The 19,192-nt window shown below is 40.1% G+C and carries 15 protein-coding genes and 14 tRNA genes; 2 read left to right on the top strand and 27 right to left on the bottom strand.

The window, feature by feature from the left end; genetic code table 11:
* Positions 1-112: 112 nt before the first annotated feature.
* From trmL to desA, 5 genes are all read right to left on the bottom strand, one after another.
* On the bottom strand, positions 113-586 hold the full coding sequence (gene trmL / locus KNP02_RS14280; RefSeq protein WP_214710121.1) for a tRNA (uridine(34)/cytosine(34)/5-carboxymethylaminomethyluridine(34)-2'-O)-methyltransferase TrmL: 474 nt from the start codon (positions 584-586) through the stop codon (positions 113-115).
* A gap of 10 nt (positions 587-596) precedes the next feature.
* Positions 597-1,031: a methylated-DNA--[protein]-cysteine S-methyltransferase gene (locus tag KNP02_RS14275; protein ID WP_214710146.1), complete on the bottom strand. Its 435-nt coding sequence runs from the start codon at positions 1,029-1,031 to the stop codon at positions 597-599.
* A complete protein-coding gene (gene queG / locus KNP02_RS14270; RefSeq protein WP_214710144.1) occupies positions 1,021-2,169 on the bottom strand; it encodes a tRNA epoxyqueuosine(34) reductase QueG in 1,149 nt (382 codons plus the stop codon). The genes KNP02_RS14275 and queG overlap by 11 nt, the downstream gene beginning before the upstream one ends.
* A 78-nt stretch (positions 2,170-2,247) precedes the next feature.
* Positions 2,248-2,318 (bottom strand) — tRNA-Gly (locus KNP02_RS14265).
* A 225-nt stretch (positions 2,319-2,543) separates the two neighbouring features.
* On the bottom strand, positions 2,544-3,563 hold the full coding sequence (gene desA, locus KNP02_RS14260; protein ID WP_034776483.1) for a Delta(5) desaturase DesA: 1,020 nt from the start codon (positions 3,561-3,563) through the stop codon (positions 2,544-2,546).
* A 294-nt stretch (positions 3,564-3,857) separates the two neighbouring features.
* On the opposite strand from desA, the gene KNP02_RS14255 reads away from it, so the two are divergent.
* Complete coding sequence (locus KNP02_RS14255; protein WP_214710123.1) at positions 3,858-4,517, top strand: DUF6241 domain-containing protein; 660 nt, start codon at positions 3,858-3,860, stop codon at positions 4,515-4,517.
* 333 nt (positions 4,518-4,850) lie between these two features.
* On the opposite strand, the gene KNP02_RS14250 is transcribed toward KNP02_RS14255, so the two are convergent.
* The 3 genes from KNP02_RS14250 to KNP02_RS14240 all read right to left on the bottom strand — a co-directional run bounded on the left by KNP02_RS14250 (position 4,851) and on the right by KNP02_RS14240 (position 8,250).
* Positions 4,851-5,249, bottom strand: a complete 399-nt coding sequence (locus KNP02_RS14250; protein ID WP_214710125.1) for a GIY-YIG nuclease family protein — start codon at positions 5,247-5,249, stop codon at positions 4,851-4,853.
* A gap of 349 nt (positions 5,250-5,598) precedes the next feature.
* Positions 5,599-6,354 carry a hypothetical protein gene (locus KNP02_RS14245; protein ID WP_214751563.1) on the bottom strand — a complete coding sequence of 252 codons (756 nt, stop codon included), beginning with the start codon at positions 6,352-6,354 and terminating at the stop codon, positions 5,599-5,601.
* A gap of 90 nt (positions 6,355-6,444) precedes the next feature.
* Positions 6,445-8,250, bottom strand: a complete 1,806-nt coding sequence (locus tag KNP02_RS14240) for a hypothetical protein (RefSeq protein ID WP_214710129.1) — start codon at positions 8,248-8,250, stop codon at positions 6,445-6,447.
* A gap of 89 nt (positions 8,251-8,339) precedes the next feature.
* Between KNP02_RS14240 and KNP02_RS14235 the strand changes: the two genes are divergently transcribed.
* A complete protein-coding gene (locus KNP02_RS14235) occupies positions 8,340-9,581 on the top strand; it encodes a protein kinase domain-containing protein (protein ID WP_214710131.1) in 1,242 nt (413 codons plus the stop codon).
* A gap of 359 nt (positions 9,582-9,940) precedes the next feature.
* Here the strand turns inward: KNP02_RS14235 and KNP02_RS14230 are convergent, their stop codons facing one another.
* The 19 genes from KNP02_RS14230 to KNP02_RS14140 form a co-directional block, all read right to left on the bottom strand.
* Positions 9,941-10,390 carry a phage major tail protein, TP901-1 family gene (locus KNP02_RS14230; RefSeq protein WP_214710133.1) on the bottom strand — a complete coding sequence of 150 codons (450 nt, stop codon included), beginning with the start codon at positions 10,388-10,390 and terminating at the stop codon, positions 9,941-9,943.
* A gap of 61 nt (positions 10,391-10,451) precedes the next feature.
* The gene (locus KNP02_RS14225) at positions 10,452-11,921 is read right to left on the bottom strand and encodes a phage major capsid protein (RefSeq protein WP_214710135.1); all 1,470 of its coding nucleotides are present in this window, start codon (positions 11,919-11,921) and stop codon (positions 10,452-10,454) included.
* Complete coding sequence (locus tag KNP02_RS14220) at positions 11,893-13,122, bottom strand: phage portal protein (RefSeq protein WP_214710137.1); 1,230 nt, start codon at positions 13,120-13,122, stop codon at positions 11,893-11,895. The genes KNP02_RS14225 and KNP02_RS14220 overlap by 29 nt, the downstream gene beginning before the upstream one ends.
* A gap of 204 nt (positions 13,123-13,326) precedes the next feature.
* Positions 13,327-14,613 (bottom strand): hypothetical protein, encoded by a 1,287-nt coding sequence (locus tag KNP02_RS14215; RefSeq protein ID WP_214710138.1) that lies wholly within the window; start codon positions 14,611-14,613, stop codon positions 13,327-13,329.
* Between the two features lie 1,284 nt (positions 14,614-15,897).
* On the bottom strand, positions 15,898-16,809 hold the full coding sequence (locus KNP02_RS14210) for a replication initiator protein A (protein ID WP_214710140.1): 912 nt from the start codon (positions 16,807-16,809) through the stop codon (positions 15,898-15,900).
* A 188-nt stretch (positions 16,810-16,997) separates the two neighbouring features.
* Positions 16,998-17,924 carry a tyrosine-type recombinase/integrase gene (locus KNP02_RS14205; protein WP_214710142.1) on the bottom strand — a complete coding sequence of 309 codons (927 nt, stop codon included), beginning with the start codon at positions 17,922-17,924 and terminating at the stop codon, positions 16,998-17,000.
* A 115-nt stretch (positions 17,925-18,039) separates the two neighbouring features.
* Positions 18,040-18,120: transfer RNA gene (locus KNP02_RS14200), tRNA-Leu, on the bottom strand.
* Between the two features lie 9 nt (positions 18,121-18,129).
* Positions 18,130-18,203: transfer RNA gene (locus KNP02_RS14195), tRNA-Cys, on the bottom strand.
* An 8-nt stretch (positions 18,204-18,211) separates the two neighbouring features.
* Positions 18,212-18,286: transfer RNA gene (locus KNP02_RS14190), tRNA-Gly, on the bottom strand.
* 4 nt (positions 18,287-18,290) lie between these two features.
* Positions 18,291-18,365, bottom strand: a tRNA-Gln gene (locus KNP02_RS14185).
* A 6-nt stretch (positions 18,366-18,371) separates the two neighbouring features.
* Positions 18,372-18,447: transfer RNA gene (locus KNP02_RS14180), tRNA-His, on the bottom strand.
* 18 nt (positions 18,448-18,465) lie between these two features.
* Positions 18,466-18,536 (bottom strand) — tRNA-Trp (locus KNP02_RS14175).
* Positions 18,537-18,539: 3 nt separating this feature from the next.
* Positions 18,540-18,623: transfer RNA gene (locus KNP02_RS14170), tRNA-Tyr, on the bottom strand.
* A 3-nt stretch (positions 18,624-18,626) separates the two neighbouring features.
* Positions 18,627-18,702: transfer RNA gene (locus KNP02_RS14165), tRNA-Phe, on the bottom strand.
* 27 nt (positions 18,703-18,729) lie between these two features.
* Positions 18,730-18,805: transfer RNA gene (locus KNP02_RS14160), tRNA-Asp, on the bottom strand.
* Between the two features lie 8 nt (positions 18,806-18,813).
* A tRNA-Met gene (locus KNP02_RS14155) sits at positions 18,814-18,887 on the bottom strand.
* Positions 18,888-18,905: 18 nt separating this feature from the next.
* Positions 18,906-18,980, bottom strand: a tRNA-Glu gene (locus tag KNP02_RS14150).
* Between the two features lie 19 nt (positions 18,981-18,999).
* A tRNA-Ser gene (locus KNP02_RS14145) sits at positions 19,000-19,090 on the bottom strand.
* Positions 19,091-19,103: 13 nt separating this feature from the next.
* A tRNA-Asn gene (locus tag KNP02_RS14140) sits at positions 19,104-19,178 on the bottom strand.
* Positions 19,179-19,192 lie beyond the last annotated feature (14 nt).

Here is a 19,192-nt window from a genome sequence, read left to right as displayed (position 1 = left end):
GAATGCCGACTTCTCGCCATAAAAAACACTCCCCAATCAGATAAACAGATTTGTTATTTCATCTGTCTACCTATTGGGGAGCATATCATCTCACGAATCCGGCTCTTTTTTTTTATTTCAATCCAGCATATCCTTGTTGACGGAGCGCCTCATAAACGATGATGGCCGCCGTGTTTGAGACGTTGAGCGACCGAACGAGGTTCGATTGGGGTAAACGGATGCAGCGGTCGAGGTTGTCCTCGATCACTTCCATCGGCAACCCTTTCGTCTCGCGTCCGAAGACAAAGAAATAGTCTTTATCAACCGCAGACACATCGAGGTCACTTGGGTACTGTTCCCCATACTTGGTAATGTAGAAGAACTCTCCGTCCGGGTGTTTGGCCCACAGTTCATCGAGCGAGTCGTGATAACGGACGTCGACGAATTGCCAATAGTCGAGCCCGGCCCGTCTGAGCATTTTGTCGTCCGTCGAGAAACCTAACGGACGAATCAAATGGAGCACGGAATTCGTCGCCGCACATGTGCGCGAGACGTTACCCGTATTTGCCGGGATTTCTGGTTGGAACATTACTACATGGATTGCCATAATCTACTCCTCACTTCACTTGTTCGAGATCAAGTAATTGTTGTTTTTGATGAAGGCCGCCTCCGAACCCGGTCAGTTGCCCTCCGCTGCCGACGACGCGATGGCATGGGAAAATGACGGGCAACGGATTGCGGTTCAACGCCTGGCCGACCGCCCGAACCGCTTTCGGGCGGCCGATCTGTTCAGCGATTTGTTTATACGAACGCGTTTCCCCGAATGGGATCGTCAATAACGCATCCCATACTTCTTGTTGGAAGACGGTCCCCTTCATCTCGATCCACTCGCGGTCAGACGGTTGAAGCCCATTTTGCTCCACGCGTTCAATCAGGTCGGTCAGCCAACTCGGCGCCGATCCGTCATCTGCTTCCGTCTCCGCAAAGTCTAACGCGCATAGCTTCCCTTGCGCGTTCAATTCATACGCCAATGTACCCCATTTAGATGACACGGTCTTCACGGTCCCACTCCTCTCGGAACAATCGAATCTCTTCATGTACGAGCTCAGACGTCTCCGTCGACTCGATTTGTCGATAAATCGTCTCGGCTTCGGCTCCGAGAATCGCACCGATCGCCCAGACGGCCGTCGCCCGCATGTCTTCGCGCTCATCTTGTCGAACAAAGTCTTCGAGCACCGGCACGGCCGATGGTTCCCGATAATGGGCCAATGCTAAAATCGCATTTCGCTGAATCGGCTTTTTGCCGCGCCATGCGCCAGACAGATGGCCAAACTTCGCTTTGAACTCCCTATTGCTCAAGTTCAGTAACGGGACGAGCAACGGTTTGACGATTTCAGCTTCAGGAAGCAGTTCCTCGTGATGGCGCCAATCTTTTTTCCGATTATACGGACAGACTTGTTGGCACGTGTCGCAACCGTAAAGCCGCCCGCCGAGCTTCGAACGAAACTCGCGCGGCATAAGCGTCTTCATTTGGGTCAAATAGGCGATACAACGCTTGGCATCAAGGACACCTGGTTCGATGAGCGCCGTCGTCGGACAAGCCGTCATACATTTCGTACACTCGCCACAGCCGTCCTCAATCATCTCGTCCGGTGGTAAGTATGTGTCCAGGATCATCTCCCCTAAATAAAGGTACGATCCCTTCTCGGGCGAAATGATGGAACAGTTCTTGCCGCTGAAGCCGATTCCGGCCCGTTCGGCGACGGCACGGTCGACGAGTTCTCCCGTGTCGACCATCGAGCGTGTCCGGACCCCCGGGACGAGCTGTTCAATATACGCTTGCAGCTGCTCGAGCCTTGAGCCGACGGCGCGATGGTAGTCGAGCCCCCACGATGCCCGGGCGAACAAGCCCCGTCGTTCATCGGCAACACTTCGCGGCGCATCTTTCAATTTGCTCGGATACGCGATGGCGATGGCGATGATCGACTGCGCTTCGTCGAGCAACAGCGTCGGCGTCGTCCGTTTGTCCAAGTCAGGCTCCTCGAACCCCGAGGCGAATCCCTTCTCTTGCTGCTTCACGAGACGTTGCTTCATGACGATGAACGGGTCGGCGGTCGTCACTTTCAACTCGTCAATCCCGATCGTCGTCGCATATGCTACAATCTTCTGTTTGAGTGTCTCCGGGTCCATCCCGTTCATCGAATCACCTCTTTCGTGTCTATTTTCGCATACAAAAAATCTCCCCGCCAGTCGGCAGAGAGATGATGAAGCGGGTGAAGAGAATCGAACTCTCGTCATCAGCTTGGAAGGCTGAGGTTTTACCATTAAACTACACCCGCATGGTTCAAATGAGTCGTCTGTAAAAGCGACTACAATCAATATACATCTATACCTTTAGGAAGTCAATACTTTTGAAGAAATTTATTTGATAGCTTATGAAATCTATACTTATGGTGTATGAATACATATAATTCCCTTATCTCTCTTCTTCAAACCATATCTCACTATAAGATAAACGTAGCGGTATAAAAGTATCCTGCCGACTCTGTCGGCAGGAAGTTCTATTACAATGACGATGTCTTTGGTTCCCGAAGCAAATGTTTAATATCTCGGAACGTGACGAACGTCTTGTTTTTAGCATCATATAGCTTATAGCGCAGCGATTTCAAACTAGAGAACAGACCGATCGTCGTCGCTTTCTGGAGCGGCGGTGTCGCCGTATGGGCTTGTTCAAGGTTGTAGTTCGGTACGCGTGGGCTCAAGTGATGCACGTGATGGAAACCAATGTTTCCCGTCACCCACTGCAACACTTTAGGCAACTCGTAATACGAGCTCCCTTCAATTGCTGCTTTCACATAATCCCATTCGCTCTCGTCCTCGAAATACGAGTCTTCGAACGTATGTTGGACATAGAACAACCAAATCCCGAGGACACCTGCCGTGAACATCGTCGTTCCTTGAACGATCAAGAATGCTTTCCATCCGACGAGCGCGATGACGAGTGCGTAGAGCACGACGAGAGACAAGTTGATGAGATACGTGTTGTTGCGCTCTTTCTTACGTGCGTCTTTCCGGTTGAAGCGGCTCGTGATAAGGATCAGGAACAAAGGTCCAAGGCCGAACATGACGAGCGGGTTACGATAGAGACGATATTGGAGACGAGTCCACTTCGAAGCTTCGACGTACTCTTCGATTGTCATGACCCAGATGTCACCAACTCCCCGCTTATCTAAATTTCCACTCGAGGCATGGTGAATCGAATGCTCTCGTTTCCACTTCTCATACGGGAATAACGTCAAGATACCCATGATCGTCCCGACGATGGCGTTCGCTTTCTTATTTTTAAAAAACGAACCGTGCGTGCAGTCGTGGAAAATGATGAACATCCGGACGACGAAGCCTGCTGCCACGATGGCGAGCGGGATGGTCAAGAAGACCGAAATTTGGAGCGCCTGATAGGCAAGGATCCAGGCGGCAAGAAACGGCAGGATCGTGTTGATCATCTGCCGGACGCTCTTCTTCACGTCGGCCTTTTCAAACGGCGAGACGTGTTTCCGGAGCTGGGCGATTTTTTCTTTACTCATGTACAACTTCCTCCTCAATTGCATTCAGCGTTGACGACAACAAAAATGAAATATGAAACCAACTACACTATGATAGTGACGACGGCATCCATCGCCATAAGAATCAATTTGTCATAAAAATATTATTACCAGGTAATTATATCACATCATATAGAATAAATCGTTCATTCCATACCAGTAATTGAATCAATTATTATTTCTGTCTCAATAATTTCCATTGAAATTCCTTATATGGAATTATTAATACATAAAGTGTGTTAGACTCCAATTATGTAGAGATAGGAGGAAATGTTATTGTTTCAGAAATTAAAAAATTTGATCACACCTAAGCGATTGATCATCATGGTGAGCGTCTTTATCTTGCTTATCCCAGTCTTCTTTGTCAGCTATACGTTCTATAAAAATTTGAGTCAAGGCGTCGAAAATAAAGACCTTGATGACAAATATGCAAAGCGAGTCAAAGAGTTACAAATCGAAGTTTCTAAAGAAGACCCATTAGATCGGAGAGGCAACTCCACCGCAAAGACGCGTGTTGAATTGGAGGTCTCCTTTAATGAAGAGAAACCGAGCCGAACAGGATTGATTAAAAACATGCACTTGATGACACATCAAAAAATATCGGCCCGTTCCAAATGGGGAGCGATTCCGATGACCCCAGACAATATACAACAGTCCGCTGACTATTTGGAGCTCCTAAAAACTAAATTCAAAATTGGTGACAGTATGTACTCGGAATTGAAAACGATGCTCGATCACTGGTCGCAAGGTGACTTCTCTAAAGCGGACAAGGAACAAGATCGTTTGTTGCACTTCCTCCAAGCGAGTAGAGGGTTCTCGAACGGATTAGCTACCAAGAATGAAGAAGAACTCTTTATCTTAAACAACTTCGGACCTGAATACTTGAACACGTTGGAAGAAACGACGTACACGTCATATAAAGAATCATCTCAATGATGATTCTTTTTTGATTGATGCAAAAAGCTCTAACACGAGTGTACCTTTCATAGTTCAGCTTCTTAACACTTCTGCCCTATTCTTTATGCGTCGTTTCCCTCTCTCCATTCTTCTTGGTTTTAGATACACAAAAAAAGACCCTAGCCTCAGCTAGGATCTACGGATACCGGTGGTCGGAGTCGAACCGACACTCCAGAGGAACACGATTTTGAGTCCCGAATCAAATTTAAATCTCTTACTTATGTTGTATATCAACGCTTCTGCATCTTCGTTAAAATTCGTTCAACACGACTACTACAAACATACTTCTAAGGTTACTGTTTAGTCAACCTATTACGCAATGTACTTATTGAATCGAGCGAGATTCTTATTTTTATAGTAATGAATCAATCGTTGCTCATGAATTAACGCATCTCTTCGTTCTGAGTACTCTGCTACGATCTCATACTCCAAGTCACCAGACTGCATCATTTTGCGATGATCAACATTCCGACGATTCGTATATCTTCTCATTCGATACCAAACACCACTACCAACATAAACGACTTCTCCATCCTCTCGGTGAAGATAAACGATATATTGATCCGTTTGTCTTAGCTCATTGGGATCAAGTTGATACTTCTTTATTAAACCAATTACTTTCTGAAACGACAATCCATATATTTTTGCGATGTCCTCATTGGTCATCTTCTCTTTAAGATATTGTTCGAGACTTTCTTTACTTGGAAACACAATATTTGCACCTTTCTGTCCGATTTATTGATTTTCTTATTTAATACTTTCAATCATTTCTTCAATTAAATAAGAAGTTATTCAATTTCTTAAACAGAAAATTAAATAACTTCTTAAATAACTTATTGAATTAGGCCCCTATATAAAGAAGAAATAAAAATTGACTCACCTAAATAAATTTATCCTTTCTACACACGCTTGCTTTTTCTTTTCTCCATGGTTCACACTGTCTCCGGTCATAAGATCTGCTTAAACCTCAAATGTCATGGAGCTATTATGATTCGAATAAGTGACCACAAGAATATTGTATTCGATGTCTGTCAGGTGTTTCCCAACTTCCATTCGTTTATCAAGTCTCATCTTCTTCAATCCCCTTCTTTGCTGCCTGAGCTTTAGCAGTCTCATATTCTTCATTTGTTAATTCGTACTTTTCCGCAGTCCTGTGGAGTGCTTCCTGGGCGTTGTCTCTTTTTATTTCAGCTGCAGAAACTTTCTCATCGTTTTTAACTTTTTCGGTTTCTCTCCTACTTTCCCACTCACCCGCATCTTGCTTATTAATAACCTCAAGAGCAGCGCGCCATTTCTCTACCACCTCGTCCTCCGCAGAAGTGAGGGGTTTACTACTTCTGTTAATAGTCATTTCTGCGATTAATAATAGGAGGTGGGAAGTTCTATCAGGTTCTGCAGATTTTACGGCCTCAGTTATAAAGATCTGGAGGATAGGCATTGTAACTGCTGCAGCTAACGCAAGGAATCCGACCATTGCGCTGTCATCTGCAAATGAGCCGCCCATAATGATGAAGACTGCAAGGATCACCGTATAAATAGAACCTACCTGTAGAATCAGCTTGATCCTCTTCCTCGCCCCCAACACAGAGTACTCGTCTATAATCGACTTAACTGTCGGGGTGGTTAGATGACTGCGAATTGATCTTATGACGGCTTCTTTATGCTCCATCTCCGCAACATCGAGATTTTTTTCTAATTCCCTAATCTCTCTTCCAAGCTGGATTGTCCTACCTCTTAGGGTACTTAACGACAGACCTTTCAATCCTTTAAGATATTCTTCTCTTTCTTTGTCAGTCATAATTGGAGCTATCTGCATTCTTTTACCAATCCTTCCTGAAATAAAACTAATATTTTATTTGGTAAATATTTATATCATATTATTTAAAAATGAAAAAAATGTTAATGACTATCTTCTTCTGTTTCTCTTTCGACTGCCTCTACTATGCTTTCTTTTAACTCTCTTTTTACTTTCCGTTCTTTTAAATGCCCTATTATCTTTTGGGGCAGCTTTCTTATAGAACAAATCTTTTGATACCGCGTTCGGATAGTAGCCGTTCTTTTCAAAGTAAATTTCATCAAATAATTCTGAGGCGTTTGGGTCAAAAATAAGTAAATCATCTTTATCATTTAATCTACTTCCTAGGCTTCCCTCTTCAAGAAAGTAACCCAAAATCTCAAGTTCATCAGAAGCAAAGATATTTTCATGATATTTAGACCTATCATTTAAATAATCAAGAAATTTTTGAGGAGGATGTCTCAAGTACTTTATGCTTTCTAAAGCTGTTTGAAAGTCATTCAAGTTACAAGCCCAACCATATTCCTCACCCTCAGGCTTATCAAGAAAATACGATAAATTAATGGATAGAACCCCAAAATCTTCTGCAGTGACTGCTAAACAATAAATGTTATCAAATTGATTTTTGTTAATTTTAGTGACTCTTTCCCCCTTATTATCGTACAAAATAGTTGAGTCTTGACCTAAAATTATTTTTTTTAGATTCCAAGCTTGTTCAAATGCTTTTTGAATACCCCTATCGCTCTTAAAATCTCTTTTCAAACGCGTGTAGGCTTTTGTAGGGTCTCTAAAAGGCTCCTTGACTTTTGAAGCTTTCACTTCGACAATTAATATATTCCGTTCATAGATAACTACTAAATCATGTTCATTATAAGATTTGTCATTTTCAAAAACCGATGTATAGTATTCTGCTTTTTTACCGAAAAAGCTTTTTGAAATCTCCAGGGTTTTTATCTCAGTTTGCGAGTCTCGATTCTTGTAATACTGTGCACTAATTTCACTTTGTTCCAAAAAGTCTGATAACTGAATTTGCATTGCATGTAGTAGTTGCTTTGTTAACGGAATAAATAAACGTTCATCTGACATTCTCCAAATCGGTGCAGATTGAAAAGGGTTTTTAGAGGTATAATACTTAAACTCTCTTTCCTTTCTCTCTAACGAAAAATAATCTAAAAATAATTCACATTTTTCTATGCCAAATTCATGTTGAATTTCTTTAATTTCAATTTGATTCAATTGTTGCACTTCATGTATAAACTCTTGAGTATATGAACTACTTATTTCTCCTATCCTATCGGTATTATTATTTAAAATAGAATAGTATTTTTGACTTTCTTCAGCTACTTTTGAACGCAAAGACAATATTCTATCTAGTCTCTTTTGGAACTTTGACTGAATAAAATGGTACACACCAATCAAGTCTTGAATTGATAATCCATAGTGCTGGATTAAATAATGATCAAAAGGACTAAACCACTCATTTATTCGCTCGATGATTTGTTCTTCGTATACTAAAGGATTCGTGTTGAAGTAGTTTAAAAAAACTGGCATACTTACACGACTAGCCTCCATCCACTTTTCATCTAAATGTTTATCATCGTGTGGAAAAAATAATTCCGCATGTAAATCTAAAATTTCATTAAGTAACTTTTTAATTCCATCCATGTTTTCTTCTTCTTTAGATGCAAGTTCATTGCTTTCTTCGGGTTCTGTCGACAGAAGTAGTCCTAACATATACAGGTACTGCCTAAAAGGCGAACTAAGCTGAGTTTTTTTAAATATGTCTTCATTTGGCCCGGTTGTTTGTCCTAATTCAACAGCAACCGTCCCACACAAATTGTATGCAGAAGAGTTTCTCAAAATCGTTTTTAATTCTTCGATTTTCTCATCAAGTTTATCGTAAATCGCATTACTCATAGTCCCCACTTCCTTTTCTTAATATTTACTTTATAATACATATTAATCTAATAAAAACTTATTATAATATTTTGGCGGTGGTGAACTTAATGACGGATGCAAACTTTCCCGATTCATATATTTCTGAAATTGAAGACTTTTTTGAAAAAAGGATACTGAACAACGTTTATCTCAATAGACATTATCATGGGGATTTCATTAATATGTATCTTGATTTTCCCAGCGAATCTGAGTACTTAGAAAACTACTCTAGGTATCTATCTATTATTCATACAGAAATTAATCGACTTTTGGACTTTATGATTAAAAAAAGTAAAACAAATAGACATTTTAATGCTCAAGAAAGCGTTGCATTAATTGAACTCATTGAAGAAATAAAGCGTATCAAAATAATTATAAAGTATCGCTTCCCCCAATTATTGTTTAAACTAGAGCACTCTTACGAGAGTTTTATTATAGAGTGCTCTAAATTTTTGAGCTTAAGCGGTGGTTCGACTATTCCTGAAAATATTGAGATACCCTATATAGAGCATATGCCTATTTTTTATTTGGAAAATACAATTGAGATTGAAAATGCCAAAATTCATCAGACACTTTCTTATCGTGGAGAAGGATCATACGCTATCGTCTATAAATACAAACACCCGGTACTTGATATTCCAATAGCGTTAAAAAAAGCTAAGAAAGAATTAAAAACAGATGAACTAGAGAGATTTAAAGAAGAATTCTTAACTTTAAAAAAATTTAATTCTCCGTTTATTGTAACAGCGTATTACTATGAGGAAGCTACACATTCTTATCATATGGAGTTTGTAGATAGCACTTTGAAACAATTCATTGATGCAAATAACTCTATGTTGCCAATTAACCTAAGAAAAAACATTATTTCTCAACTGATTTTAGCTCTTAAATATGTACATGAGCAGAATTTACTACACAGAGATTTAAATCCTAATAATATACTCATGCAAAACTACAATGATTTACCGATGATTAAAATCGCTGATTTTGGTTTGGTTAAAAATCTTGAAGAAGCAAGAACTAATCCCCATACAGAAATAAAAGGAAGTTGGAATGATTTTAGCGATTTAGATCGAGTCGGTTTTCATAACTACAGCATGGTTCATGAAATTTATGCAGTAACCAAAATCATTGTTTATATTTTGACCGGAAAAACAAATTTGAGTAATTTGAGTCCTTTAAAATTTCCAAAAATACTTAAGTTTATAAGCATCGGTACTAATCCCAATCCAGAAGTTCGATTTAAGAATATACTAGAAATACGCGATTTTGTTTTTTCGAACGATTTGTTCTCTGAAGTTAATTTATAACCTTCAACATCAAACAGGCGTTTAGGTACCTTGTGCGCGTTTGACTCTTCACACGTTATTTCATCCCTTACTCTGTTTTTTTCAAATTATGTAGGGCGTATCTTCATCAGTCAGATGTACTGACGAAGAAAGCCATATGATACTTCTTCACATTGAAAGCTCACCATCATTAAGTTGATCCGTGAGAGTAGATCACTTCGATCAATGTCTATCTCTCTTTCTCTCACCTTACTGACTATATGTTTTGTGTATAGACCTGCAACTGATCGTCTATATAACTCTTCACCTAGATCATGACGAAGTGCAGTCAATGACTGCAACTTCATGATGATGTTCATTGTATTAGTTGATGTTCCCATTTACATTTCTACCTCATTTGAAGTGATTGCTTCAGTCTGATTACTCTCTAGAATAATTTGCAATGGACCGTTACCTTGAAGCGAGATTGAGTACGTTACAAGATCATCGTATGGAAGATCGAGCGAAAAGTCTGTGATTGTACAGTTACCTTCATAACGTTTGCCCGATGGCATTTCAAGATACACATCTACATTTTCAGAATTCAAGAACGCTGTCTCGAGCTCTTCATACGCTGCATCTGATTCGACGTATGCGCCATCAGCATCAATTGTATACGATTTGAATCCTGGCAATGATTCATTCCAGAATCCTTCTGTGTCTTTCGATGTAGCATCAATCGATTCTGCCGAACGTCCCAATGAGGCGTTACGTTGTCCTGCCAAAACTCGGCCCGACCCTTCTCGATAAATGTATAGCTTAACCTTCATACCGCTAACTTTCTTTGTCATTAGTTCTCTCTCCTATTCTAAATAAGAATGCGGAATCGATTAGCTCGATCCCGCATGGTTCTTATGCCTGTTTCAATTTCACAAGTGCCTGTGGATTCGTCACGATTGAATCAATGTACATATCAAACACGAACAACTTCGAGCCTCGCAACGCCTGCTTTGAGTCAACAACCTCTTGTAGTCCTGACTGTTGTTTAATCATCATTGATACGCCTTCTTGATAGTTACCGAAAATGACCGGTGTTTCTGCCGGAAGCGAATCAGTGACGTGAACTGGAGCGCCAAATAATGTTCGAATGAGCTTGCCGTTGACTACTCCACTTTGCATGTAGAAGTGACCATTTGCATCTTTAAGCTCTGCAACTTGATCAAAGAACTCTTTGTTCATGATGAATGCAGCATCATCTAAATATTCCGGGTGGATAGATGTGTATAGGTCAAAGAATGTATCTACTGAGACTACTCCATCCATTGAAATCGACTTCACGTTTTCATCATGAGCAATTCCGTTTAACTCTTCTGAAGTCTGTCCTACGAGCATTGACCGTTCAACTACCTTTACAACACGTCTTGCCAGTAAGTTTTTCACGTAGTCTTCGATATTTGTTCCGCTGTCATTGATAAGTTGATTAGTAAGAGTTACTGCTGCGCCAACTCGTTTTTGTTTTAATTCAGCATACTCAAATCCAAATGTGCTTTCGATAATGTCGTCACCTTCACCAACAAATCCTGCTTCAATTGAGTCATCTTCACGAGCAATTTTTAAGTTTCCGCTAACTGACTCATACTTTTTAGCAAGTGCAAAGATTGGAGACTTCTCTTCCATCAATAGCACAATGTCTTGATGAACCGACTCAGGAACTAACACATTGCCATCTGACGTTTTTTGTAGTGAACGACTTTCACCTTTTAAGATTTCTTCAAGTTCATTCTTTCGTGTCTCAATTTTTCTCATTTCTCTAATTTCTCCTTTAGTTGTCTCTGTTTGTTTAATTGACGGAACTTCAACTTCTTCGATTAACGTGAACTGCCTTGCTGAAATATTCGACTGTGAGTAAGCCGGATTTTTAACGACGCTAACTTCAAATAGTTCTAATTCTTTGATGGTGCGTTCGTGAAGCTCTTTGCCGAGATACTTCCACTCATCTTTCAACACTCTGAAGCCGAATGACATATTCTTAAACAGACCTGCGGTAATCAATTCATAGTAGTCATGCCCCCATGAAGTTGGAGCAATTCTCGCTTCCATAAATAAGCCGACTTCATCTTCTTTAAGCTCAAGTGAATCATTACTTGTCGAAGCTAAAATACGTGTTTGATCATGTTCTGCTAGAAAATCAACATCCTGCTCTCTCTCTTGAAGCGCTTTTGTGAATGCACCACGTTCAATTTTCTCGACAAACTTCTTTGCCGTTCCCATCACTTCGCTCAATTGATTCGTTTTGTTGACGTAACCTCGTACTACTAGTTGATTTGAATCTCCCGACCTCAGCTGTAGATTCTTAAATCGTAATTCCACTGTGTTCTCCATTATGTTTCTCCTTTGTCTCGATGTGTTCTCCGATATTTAAGACAAGCATACTGTCGTCTGATACTTTCTTGAGTACTTGACCAAGCCCAAGTACGAAGTAATCCTCTTCGATACCTTTTAGATCAAGACGATGACGTGCCTCGTTAAATGAAATCAATCCTTTTTCTAATGCTTGACTGATTGTTTTAATTTTTTCTGCTTCTGTTGTTCTGAGTAGTTCAGAAGTATCAAACCTAAAGAAAAAACCAAGCAACTTTTCGCCTGACTCTAAATAACTCTTATCTAGTGCTGACTCGATTGCTGTAATGATAGGACCGATGCAGTTTTGCAAAAATTGAAGATTATTGTGTTCCAAGGAAGCGTATTTGTTAGCCGAGCTATTTAACATGCTCTCCGGAATATTGAAGACTCGTGCAATTTCTGAAGTGACTGTACTTTTACTTTGATGAAGACTTAGTTCATCTGGAGATAGTGCGATTGTCGAGAAATCAAGTCCATCTTCAAGAATCAGTGTCTTACCTGTATTTTCTGTACCTGAATATAGAGAATCGAATCCCTTTTTTAAGCGATTGATTGCTTGCTCTGTGAGTCTTGTATTAGCTTTAAGAACACCTGTAGGCAATGCTCCATTAGAGAGTAAGTTTTCTTCATACTTCAACTGACTGAGCGCCGTGTTGAACAATTTATCGGCATTGACCAACAAGCCATCAGTCCCTGAATCAATAACAATTAGTTGCTCTGAAGGAATCTCAACGTTTCTCGAAAGTCCACTATACAGGTACTTCTTAGCTGACACAGTGATGTTGTCATCTGTGTAACTCTCTTCGGCCATAGATTTAGCCGCAAGATAATGCAACTGTCCATTTTTCTTAAACAAGTAGGCTTTACCTCGAAGTAAATAATCTTGTACAACCTTCTTCTTGAGGGCTTGCCCTGTTTCTAGAGCATTTGCATCATGATTGAGACTATTTGTTCTGTCATCTCGAAGTTGCTCAATCGACCGATCTGTTTGCTCTTGGTATAAGTAGAGTGGCAGTTGTGCGATTGATGAAGTAATCAACTCAATTGCTGCGTAGACAGTTGGAATTTTCAGTACATCTTCTTCTCTTACTTTGACTGGACGAGTTCCAGAAAGAATTGTTCGCGCGAAGAAGTCACCTTTTGTGTAACTCTTGTTTCTTTGAAAATTTAATAAGTTCAATGTTCAATTTCCTTTCTGATATATATTCATTGCTTTCAAAAGCAATCATTGCAGGTAAAAAAAATACTCCATCAACGCTAAGCGTTGACAGAGTAAACGAAAGAAGAGGAAAGTACTATTTGCAAACATGGAGGACATATATAGAGATACGTCTCTACTATATATGTACACAACTAAGGGGTTTGTAACAGCTTTTTGAAAAATTTATAGCAAATAATCCAAATATTTTTTCAGTAAGTCTCTTTGACGTTCCGAAGGGATATAACAAGCCATTTTTTCACCATTTCGGATAGATCCTCGGAACATAAATTGAATTAGTTCTGAAAGCGCCAGTAGATCCTCATCCACGTGAATATCATGGCTTAAGAAGAACTGCTTTTCTACTGGGTTTAAGAAGCGATTGACCATATACGCCATAGCTGTACAGTGTGCATAATCATTTGTAGCTCGAATCGTACAAGGTACAAAATTATCTTTTTCTCGATTATCATACTTATTAAATTTGCACTTTGCGTTAGACAAGCGTTTTGCTTTTGACTTGTAAGTTGTCCAAAACAATTTATCATTATCTGTCGTTGCTTGAGTCCGGAAAAATGAAGTAAGGTTTTGCTGTAATCTCTTGTACTTTTCTGGAGTAGCACTCTCATACCAAGAGTATGATAAAAGATATCGATTAGTTTTTTTAACTCGAGCGAAATAATTTGAATTTAAGGTACTTGGTCTTCCTTGTGTCTCATAATCTTCGTAAATTGTTAGTAACTTTTTTAGTTTTTCTCGCTGATCGTATTTATTATGGTAGCTCACAAGCTTGTACAAATCGCCTTTTTTTATCACTGAATACTTTTTATACTGAAGGTCAAAATAATCATAGTAATACTTCTGAAGTTGCCCATCAAAGAGATAAGTTAAAATATAAACTTCTTTAAAGTTACTGAATGAATTTATAGGTAATAACGATACCATCTGTAGCTTTGTATTTCCGAAAGCTTTGAGAATCCCTAGGTTTGCAGCATTTTTAACATCAGCGAATATCGCATGTTTCTCATCTTGTTTATAGTCCGAAATCCAAGTTACAGATGAATCTTTTTCAATTTTGATATGTCCATCATTAATCAAAATATCAATGTCCTGACTAGCTATAGGAAATACCTCAATAACTTCGGCCACTTCATCCATAATTAATGTATAGTCACTCTGTTGAATTAATTCATGCGCTTCATGATCCATCATCTTAAAAAGTTGATGTGTGATTGCGATTGATCTTCCATCAGCCAGTAGCTTCTTTAAGTGATCTAGTTTTTTCCCTTTTCCTCTTGCTGCAATCGGAGTAGCCATATTTAAATTTGTTGCACCAATGACTCGTTTAACTTCTGATAAGAACGGAGTCACAAAGATAAACTTTTTGCCGAAAGTGTTCTCATTCATCATTTGAATTGCATAACTTGTCTTTCCTGCACCACAGATTGCATCAATTACTTTTACTTTCTCCATTTGAATTTCACTCCTGATATTTGATTTAACACTTGTTTTATATCAGTCGAAATTCAAACGTAAATTGCTATTTATATAATTGAACTCTTTTTTGCATCGACTGCTCCGCTTGTCGCTCCGCAACCATGTCGACGCTGTATCGGAAAAGAGTTCGTTCGACCGGATTCTTCGAATCTCGATCTCACTTCACTTTTTCCGCTAGGTAACGAATTTTTTTATTTATTTTTTCTTAATAACTTTTTTTCTTTTAAGAGAAAGAGCTCACGAAGCTATGTATACCAACACTTTTCTAATACTTTTTGCACAAAAACCCAAGCAATAAGTATTTTAGAACTTATGAATTACAGCACTTATTTCGATGATTCATACTTTTCTCTTTCAAAAGAAATAGTATCAAGACTGTATAATCGCACTTCTACTTCAACAGCAAGCTGTTTCATTCGAAGCACGATCGAATCAAAACTTTAAAAAAAATAAAAAGTTTCGGCTTCTTCGAATCCTCACTTTTTATATTTTTTTAAAGACTTTTGATTCGGTAGGTATTTTTATGTATCTTTGTTGATCAACTGACGATTAATGATTAATGATTAACTAAAAAACTTTAAAATTTCCCATTGTATACAACTCAAAAACATTAAGAACACTTTTAAAAATAATAACTTTTAAAAGGTAATTACCTCACTTGAGCCTCGGTAATTCGTTACAACTTAATGTCGCGACATGCACAGCTTCTTACCGTGTCATGAAGAAACGCTCCACCCAATATTGATTCAACAGTCAATTCTGTTAGGTTCAAACATTAAAAACCCTAATAACGGATAATAATGAATTCATCATTGCAAGACATTGATAAGGTTGGTCAATATCGAATGAATCCATATCCATCAGCAGAGTTTTGATTTTGCAACGGCATCTACGGACCTCGGAGTTATTTGATATAGGAGTGAACTCTCGGCGCTTTAATGTCTCCAATGTTATTCGGTTGTAATACATTTATATCTAGATAAATGATTACGTAAACGAATATCTAAAATTAATTAGAGAATTATTTATTATATCTGTGCCATTGAAAACGTAAACGCTGCGCTCTGAAGTGAGCTAGCAGATATCATATTTCATTTCCTTCAGACTAAATCGACATCACAATTGAAAATAGCCTAAGATTAATTTCTATGAGAGTTATTCTTTATTCCCGTAGAGCTTGTTCATTGCTCAATCACCAAGTTGATGAGTATTCATATTTCTCAAAGAGCCGAAGTCTAATACGAGCCATTTATGAGCTCCTCAGCCCATCCTAAAGACTCGATCAATATATTCTTGCTTCTCATCATACGTTACTTCGCCTTTCTTCGCTCTTGTTCTGTATAAAGTCGTCTCCAAACAAGAGCGCAAATATCCGCCCAAGTTTTTAATTTCACTTCGATTGTTCATTACCTCTTTAACGACTCTAAGCACAATATCTTTATTGAGACCCTTGAGGCGATATTCGTTTGTGAGTTTGTGAATTGTTACCTCATCTTCATCGTTTCTAATGTCATTGATAACCGTTTCTTTGTTAACAAGCTTGTTAACAGATTTGTTATCATTATTATTACTTAAGTTATTATTAATATAGTTATTCTTATTAGTGGTTCTTTTTGACCCTTCTTGATGGGTCATTTTGACCCTTTGCTCTGACCAATTTGACCCTTCAGGAGAGTTCAAAGTGACCTCATCGCCTGAAAGATCATTTTGACACTTCAGGCTTGGGGCCTTATCTAATTGCATATTATTGTCGTTAACTTGGGCAGCATGATCCATGTCTTCTTTGATTGCAGTTTCAGTGTCCGAGTTTACTTTAATCAAATCATCATCTGTATATGTCAGTTTCAACGGGAATAGTTTATTCGCTCGTGTCAGTCCATCCCTTTCTTCTTCCAACAAACCATAGTCGGCCAATTCTTTTTTACAGCGCTTAAAAGTAGATGAGGACATACCTAATAACTCTTCCGCCTTTTCAGCGCCAAGACGTACATAATATTTTCCGTCATCCTGCCAATCGTTCTGCATCGATAATTTCACCTGATCCAACAATAGGATATAGACTAATTTTGTATTCGGCTTCATATCTCGATATGCTTCTCCCACTATCAACACTTTCGGCACTTGATAGTAGATGAGTTGATCTCGATCGTCTCTTGTAAAATAGTGACTCATCTCAAACTCTCCCCTACACTGGATTTGAATTTCTCAGAGAGAGCCGTTATAATAACAACATCAGTAGTGTGTTCCTGTTGTTATTATAACGACCTTAACGGAACCTCTGATTACCCCGGAGTCTGTGAGAATGCCATCTCACGGCTCTATTTTTTTATTTTATAATACGAACAAACGTTCGTACATAACTACAACCGAAGCCCCTTTAGAGCTCCATATTTGCCATGTTTGCGCTTTAAATCCTTGCCCCATAGGTTTACATATCTTTTCGTGACGGTGATGTCCGTGTGACCCAATAGGTGCATCAGAGAGAACGCATCGATTCCCTCCATCACCATTCGCTTGGCCATCGTATGACGAAATGTATGAGGACTCACTCTCTTCTCGATACCTGCCAACTGTCCATAGCGAGTAAAGCGCCCTTGAATGCTATGACTCTTTAACGGACCATTGTCCCTATTGATAAACAAGGCCTCTGTCTCTAACTGCCCCCGAATGACTAAGTAGCGCTTCAGTTGCTGCTGTGTGAACTCCGATAAATAAACAGTCCGTTCGAAATTGTTCTTCGTCTTCCTAACAAGGAGTTCGTCTCCTCTAATATCACCAATCTCAATTCCGACAAGTTCAGATAGTCTAATCCCCGTATCCAAGAACACAAGAAAAATCACTTCATCCCGAAAGCCAACAAATGTCTTTTCGTCTCGCATGACTTTTAACAACTTTTCAATTTCAACGTTCTCTAGCGCATCTATCATCTTATGACGATCTTTAAGAAGCTTTATCTCTTCCATTGGATTCGTTGCAATCAGGCGCTTCCTGTATATGAAGTTATAGAAAGCTCGTAACGCCCTCAGTCTTGTATTGATAGTAGTAACCTTGATTCTCTCTTTGCTGATCATGATGAGGTGCTCAATATCCACAGCTTCTAAGTCCACTAGCTCTTTGTTCAAGATGCGCTTCGTCGCCATGAACTCATTCCGATAGTAGTCAATTGTTGCTTGCCGAAGATTTTTTAAGTAACAGTGCTTGAAGAACTCTTCAATTGCCTCTTCATCGCTCACTCTTGTATGAATAATTCTCAATTCTTCTTTGGATAGTTCTCTTTTTCTGCGCATGCTTACACTCCCTTTAGCAATGAACACGATTCAATGAACACGATTATTTGTAAAAACAGTCGTGTAAAAGAAAACACAAAAAAGGCCCTGACATAAGTCAGAGCCTAAAACTTGATACCGGTGGTCGGAGTCGAACCGACACTCCAGAGGAACACGATTTTGAGTCGTGCGCGTCTACCAATTCCGCCACACCGGCATATTATGTTGGAGGCGCCAGTCGGAATCGAACCGACGATAGAGGAGTTGCAGTCCTCTGCCTTACCACTTGGCTATGGCGCCAAATTTAATGGAGCGGAAGACGGGATTCGAACCCGCGACCCCGACCTTGGCAAGGTCGTATTCTACCACTGAACTACTTCCGCATAATGGCTGGGCTGGAAGGGATCGAACCTTCGCATGTCGGAATCAAAATCCGATGCCTTACCACTTGGCTACAGCCCAATAAAATGGGGCGACTGAAGGGAATTGAACCCTCGAATGCCGGAATCACAATCCGGTGCGTTAACCACTTCGCCACAATCGCCATAATGATATTAAGAAGCAGGGGCAGCAGGAATCGAACCCGCGCTGACGGTTTTGGAGACCGTAGTTCTACCGCTAAACTATGCCCCTAAGTGGTGGGGGGGGGCGGATTCGAACCGCCGAACCCGAGGGAGCGGATTTACAGTCCGCCGCGTTTAGCCACTTCGCTACCCCCCCACATGGTGGCTTTGGACGGAATCGAACCGCCGACACAAGGATTTTCAGTCCTTTGCTCTACCAACTGAGCTACAAAGCCATGTATGTAGTAATTCAATTAAAAAAATGGCGGTCCTGACGGGATTCGAACCCGCGATCTCCTGCGTGACAGGCAGGCATGTTAACCACTACACCACAGGACCACTGATAATTGCGGGGGCTGGATTTGAACCAACGACCTTCGGGTTATGAGCCCGACGAGCTACCAGACTGCTCCACCCCGCGACGATATAAAACTTTAAATGGTGACCCGTACGGGATTCGAACCCGTGTTACCGCCGTGAAAGGGCGGTGTCTTAACCGCTTGACCAACGGGCCATATCTTGGATTGAAAAACTGGCGGAGAGCAAGGGATTCGAACCCTTGAGACGGTTTTGCCGCCTACACGAATTCCAATCGTGCTCCTTCGGCCACTCGGACAGCTCTCCAAAAAGAGAAAAGTGGCTCCGCAAGTAGGATTTGAACCTACGACCTACCGGTTAACAGCCGGTTGCTCTACCACTGAGCTATTGCGGAACGATCTTGCCTGG

It is taken from the genome of Exiguobacterium sp. s40, assembly GCF_018617905.1.
In the GTDB taxonomy this organism is placed as follows: domain Bacteria; phylum Bacillota; class Bacilli; order Exiguobacteriales; family Exiguobacteriaceae; genus Exiguobacterium; species Exiguobacterium mexicanum_A.
Note: the sequence above shows the minus strand (reverse complement) of the source record. Positions and strands in the feature narration are given on the sequence as shown.

What these genes read in the sequence shown, in the direction of transcription:
- trmL (WP_214710121.1), bottom strand. Translation starts at nt 586, where the DNA reads ATGGCAATCCATGTAGTAATGTTCCAACCAGAAATCCCGGCAAATACG.
- queG (WP_214710144.1), bottom strand. Translation starts at nt 2,169, where the DNA reads ATGGACCCGGAGACACTCAAACAGAAGATTGTAGCATATGCGACGACG.
- desA (WP_034776483.1), bottom strand. Translation starts at nt 3,563, where the DNA reads ATGAGTAAAGAAAAAATCGCCCAGCTCCGGAAACACGTCTCGCCGTTT.
- KNP02_RS14245 (WP_214751563.1), bottom strand. Translation starts at nt 6,354, where the DNA reads ATGCAGATAGCTCCAATTATGACTGACAAAGAAAGAGAAGAATATCTT.
- KNP02_RS14240 (WP_214710129.1), bottom strand. Translation starts at nt 8,250, where the DNA reads ATGAGTAATGCGATTTACGATAAACTTGATGAGAAAATCGAAGAATTA.
- KNP02_RS14235 (WP_214710131.1), top strand. Translation starts at nt 8,340, where the DNA reads ATGACGGATGCAAACTTTCCCGATTCATATATTTCTGAAATTGAAGAC.
- KNP02_RS14230 (WP_214710133.1), bottom strand. Translation starts at nt 10,390, where the DNA reads ATGACAAAGAAAGTTAGCGGTATGAAGGTTAAGCTATACATTTATCGA.
- KNP02_RS14225 (WP_214710135.1), bottom strand. Translation starts at nt 11,921, where the DNA reads ATGGAGAACACAGTGGAATTACGATTTAAGAATCTACAGCTGAGGTCG.
- KNP02_RS14215 (WP_214710138.1), bottom strand. Translation starts at nt 14,613, where the DNA reads ATGGAGAAAGTAAAAGTAATTGATGCAATCTGTGGTGCAGGAAAGACA.
- KNP02_RS14210 (WP_214710140.1), bottom strand. Translation starts at nt 16,809, where the DNA reads ATGAGTCACTATTTTACAAGAGACGATCGAGATCAACTCATCTACTAT.
- KNP02_RS14205 (WP_214710142.1), bottom strand. Translation starts at nt 17,924, where the DNA reads ATGCGCAGAAAAAGAGAACTATCCAAAGAAGAATTGAGAATTATTCAT.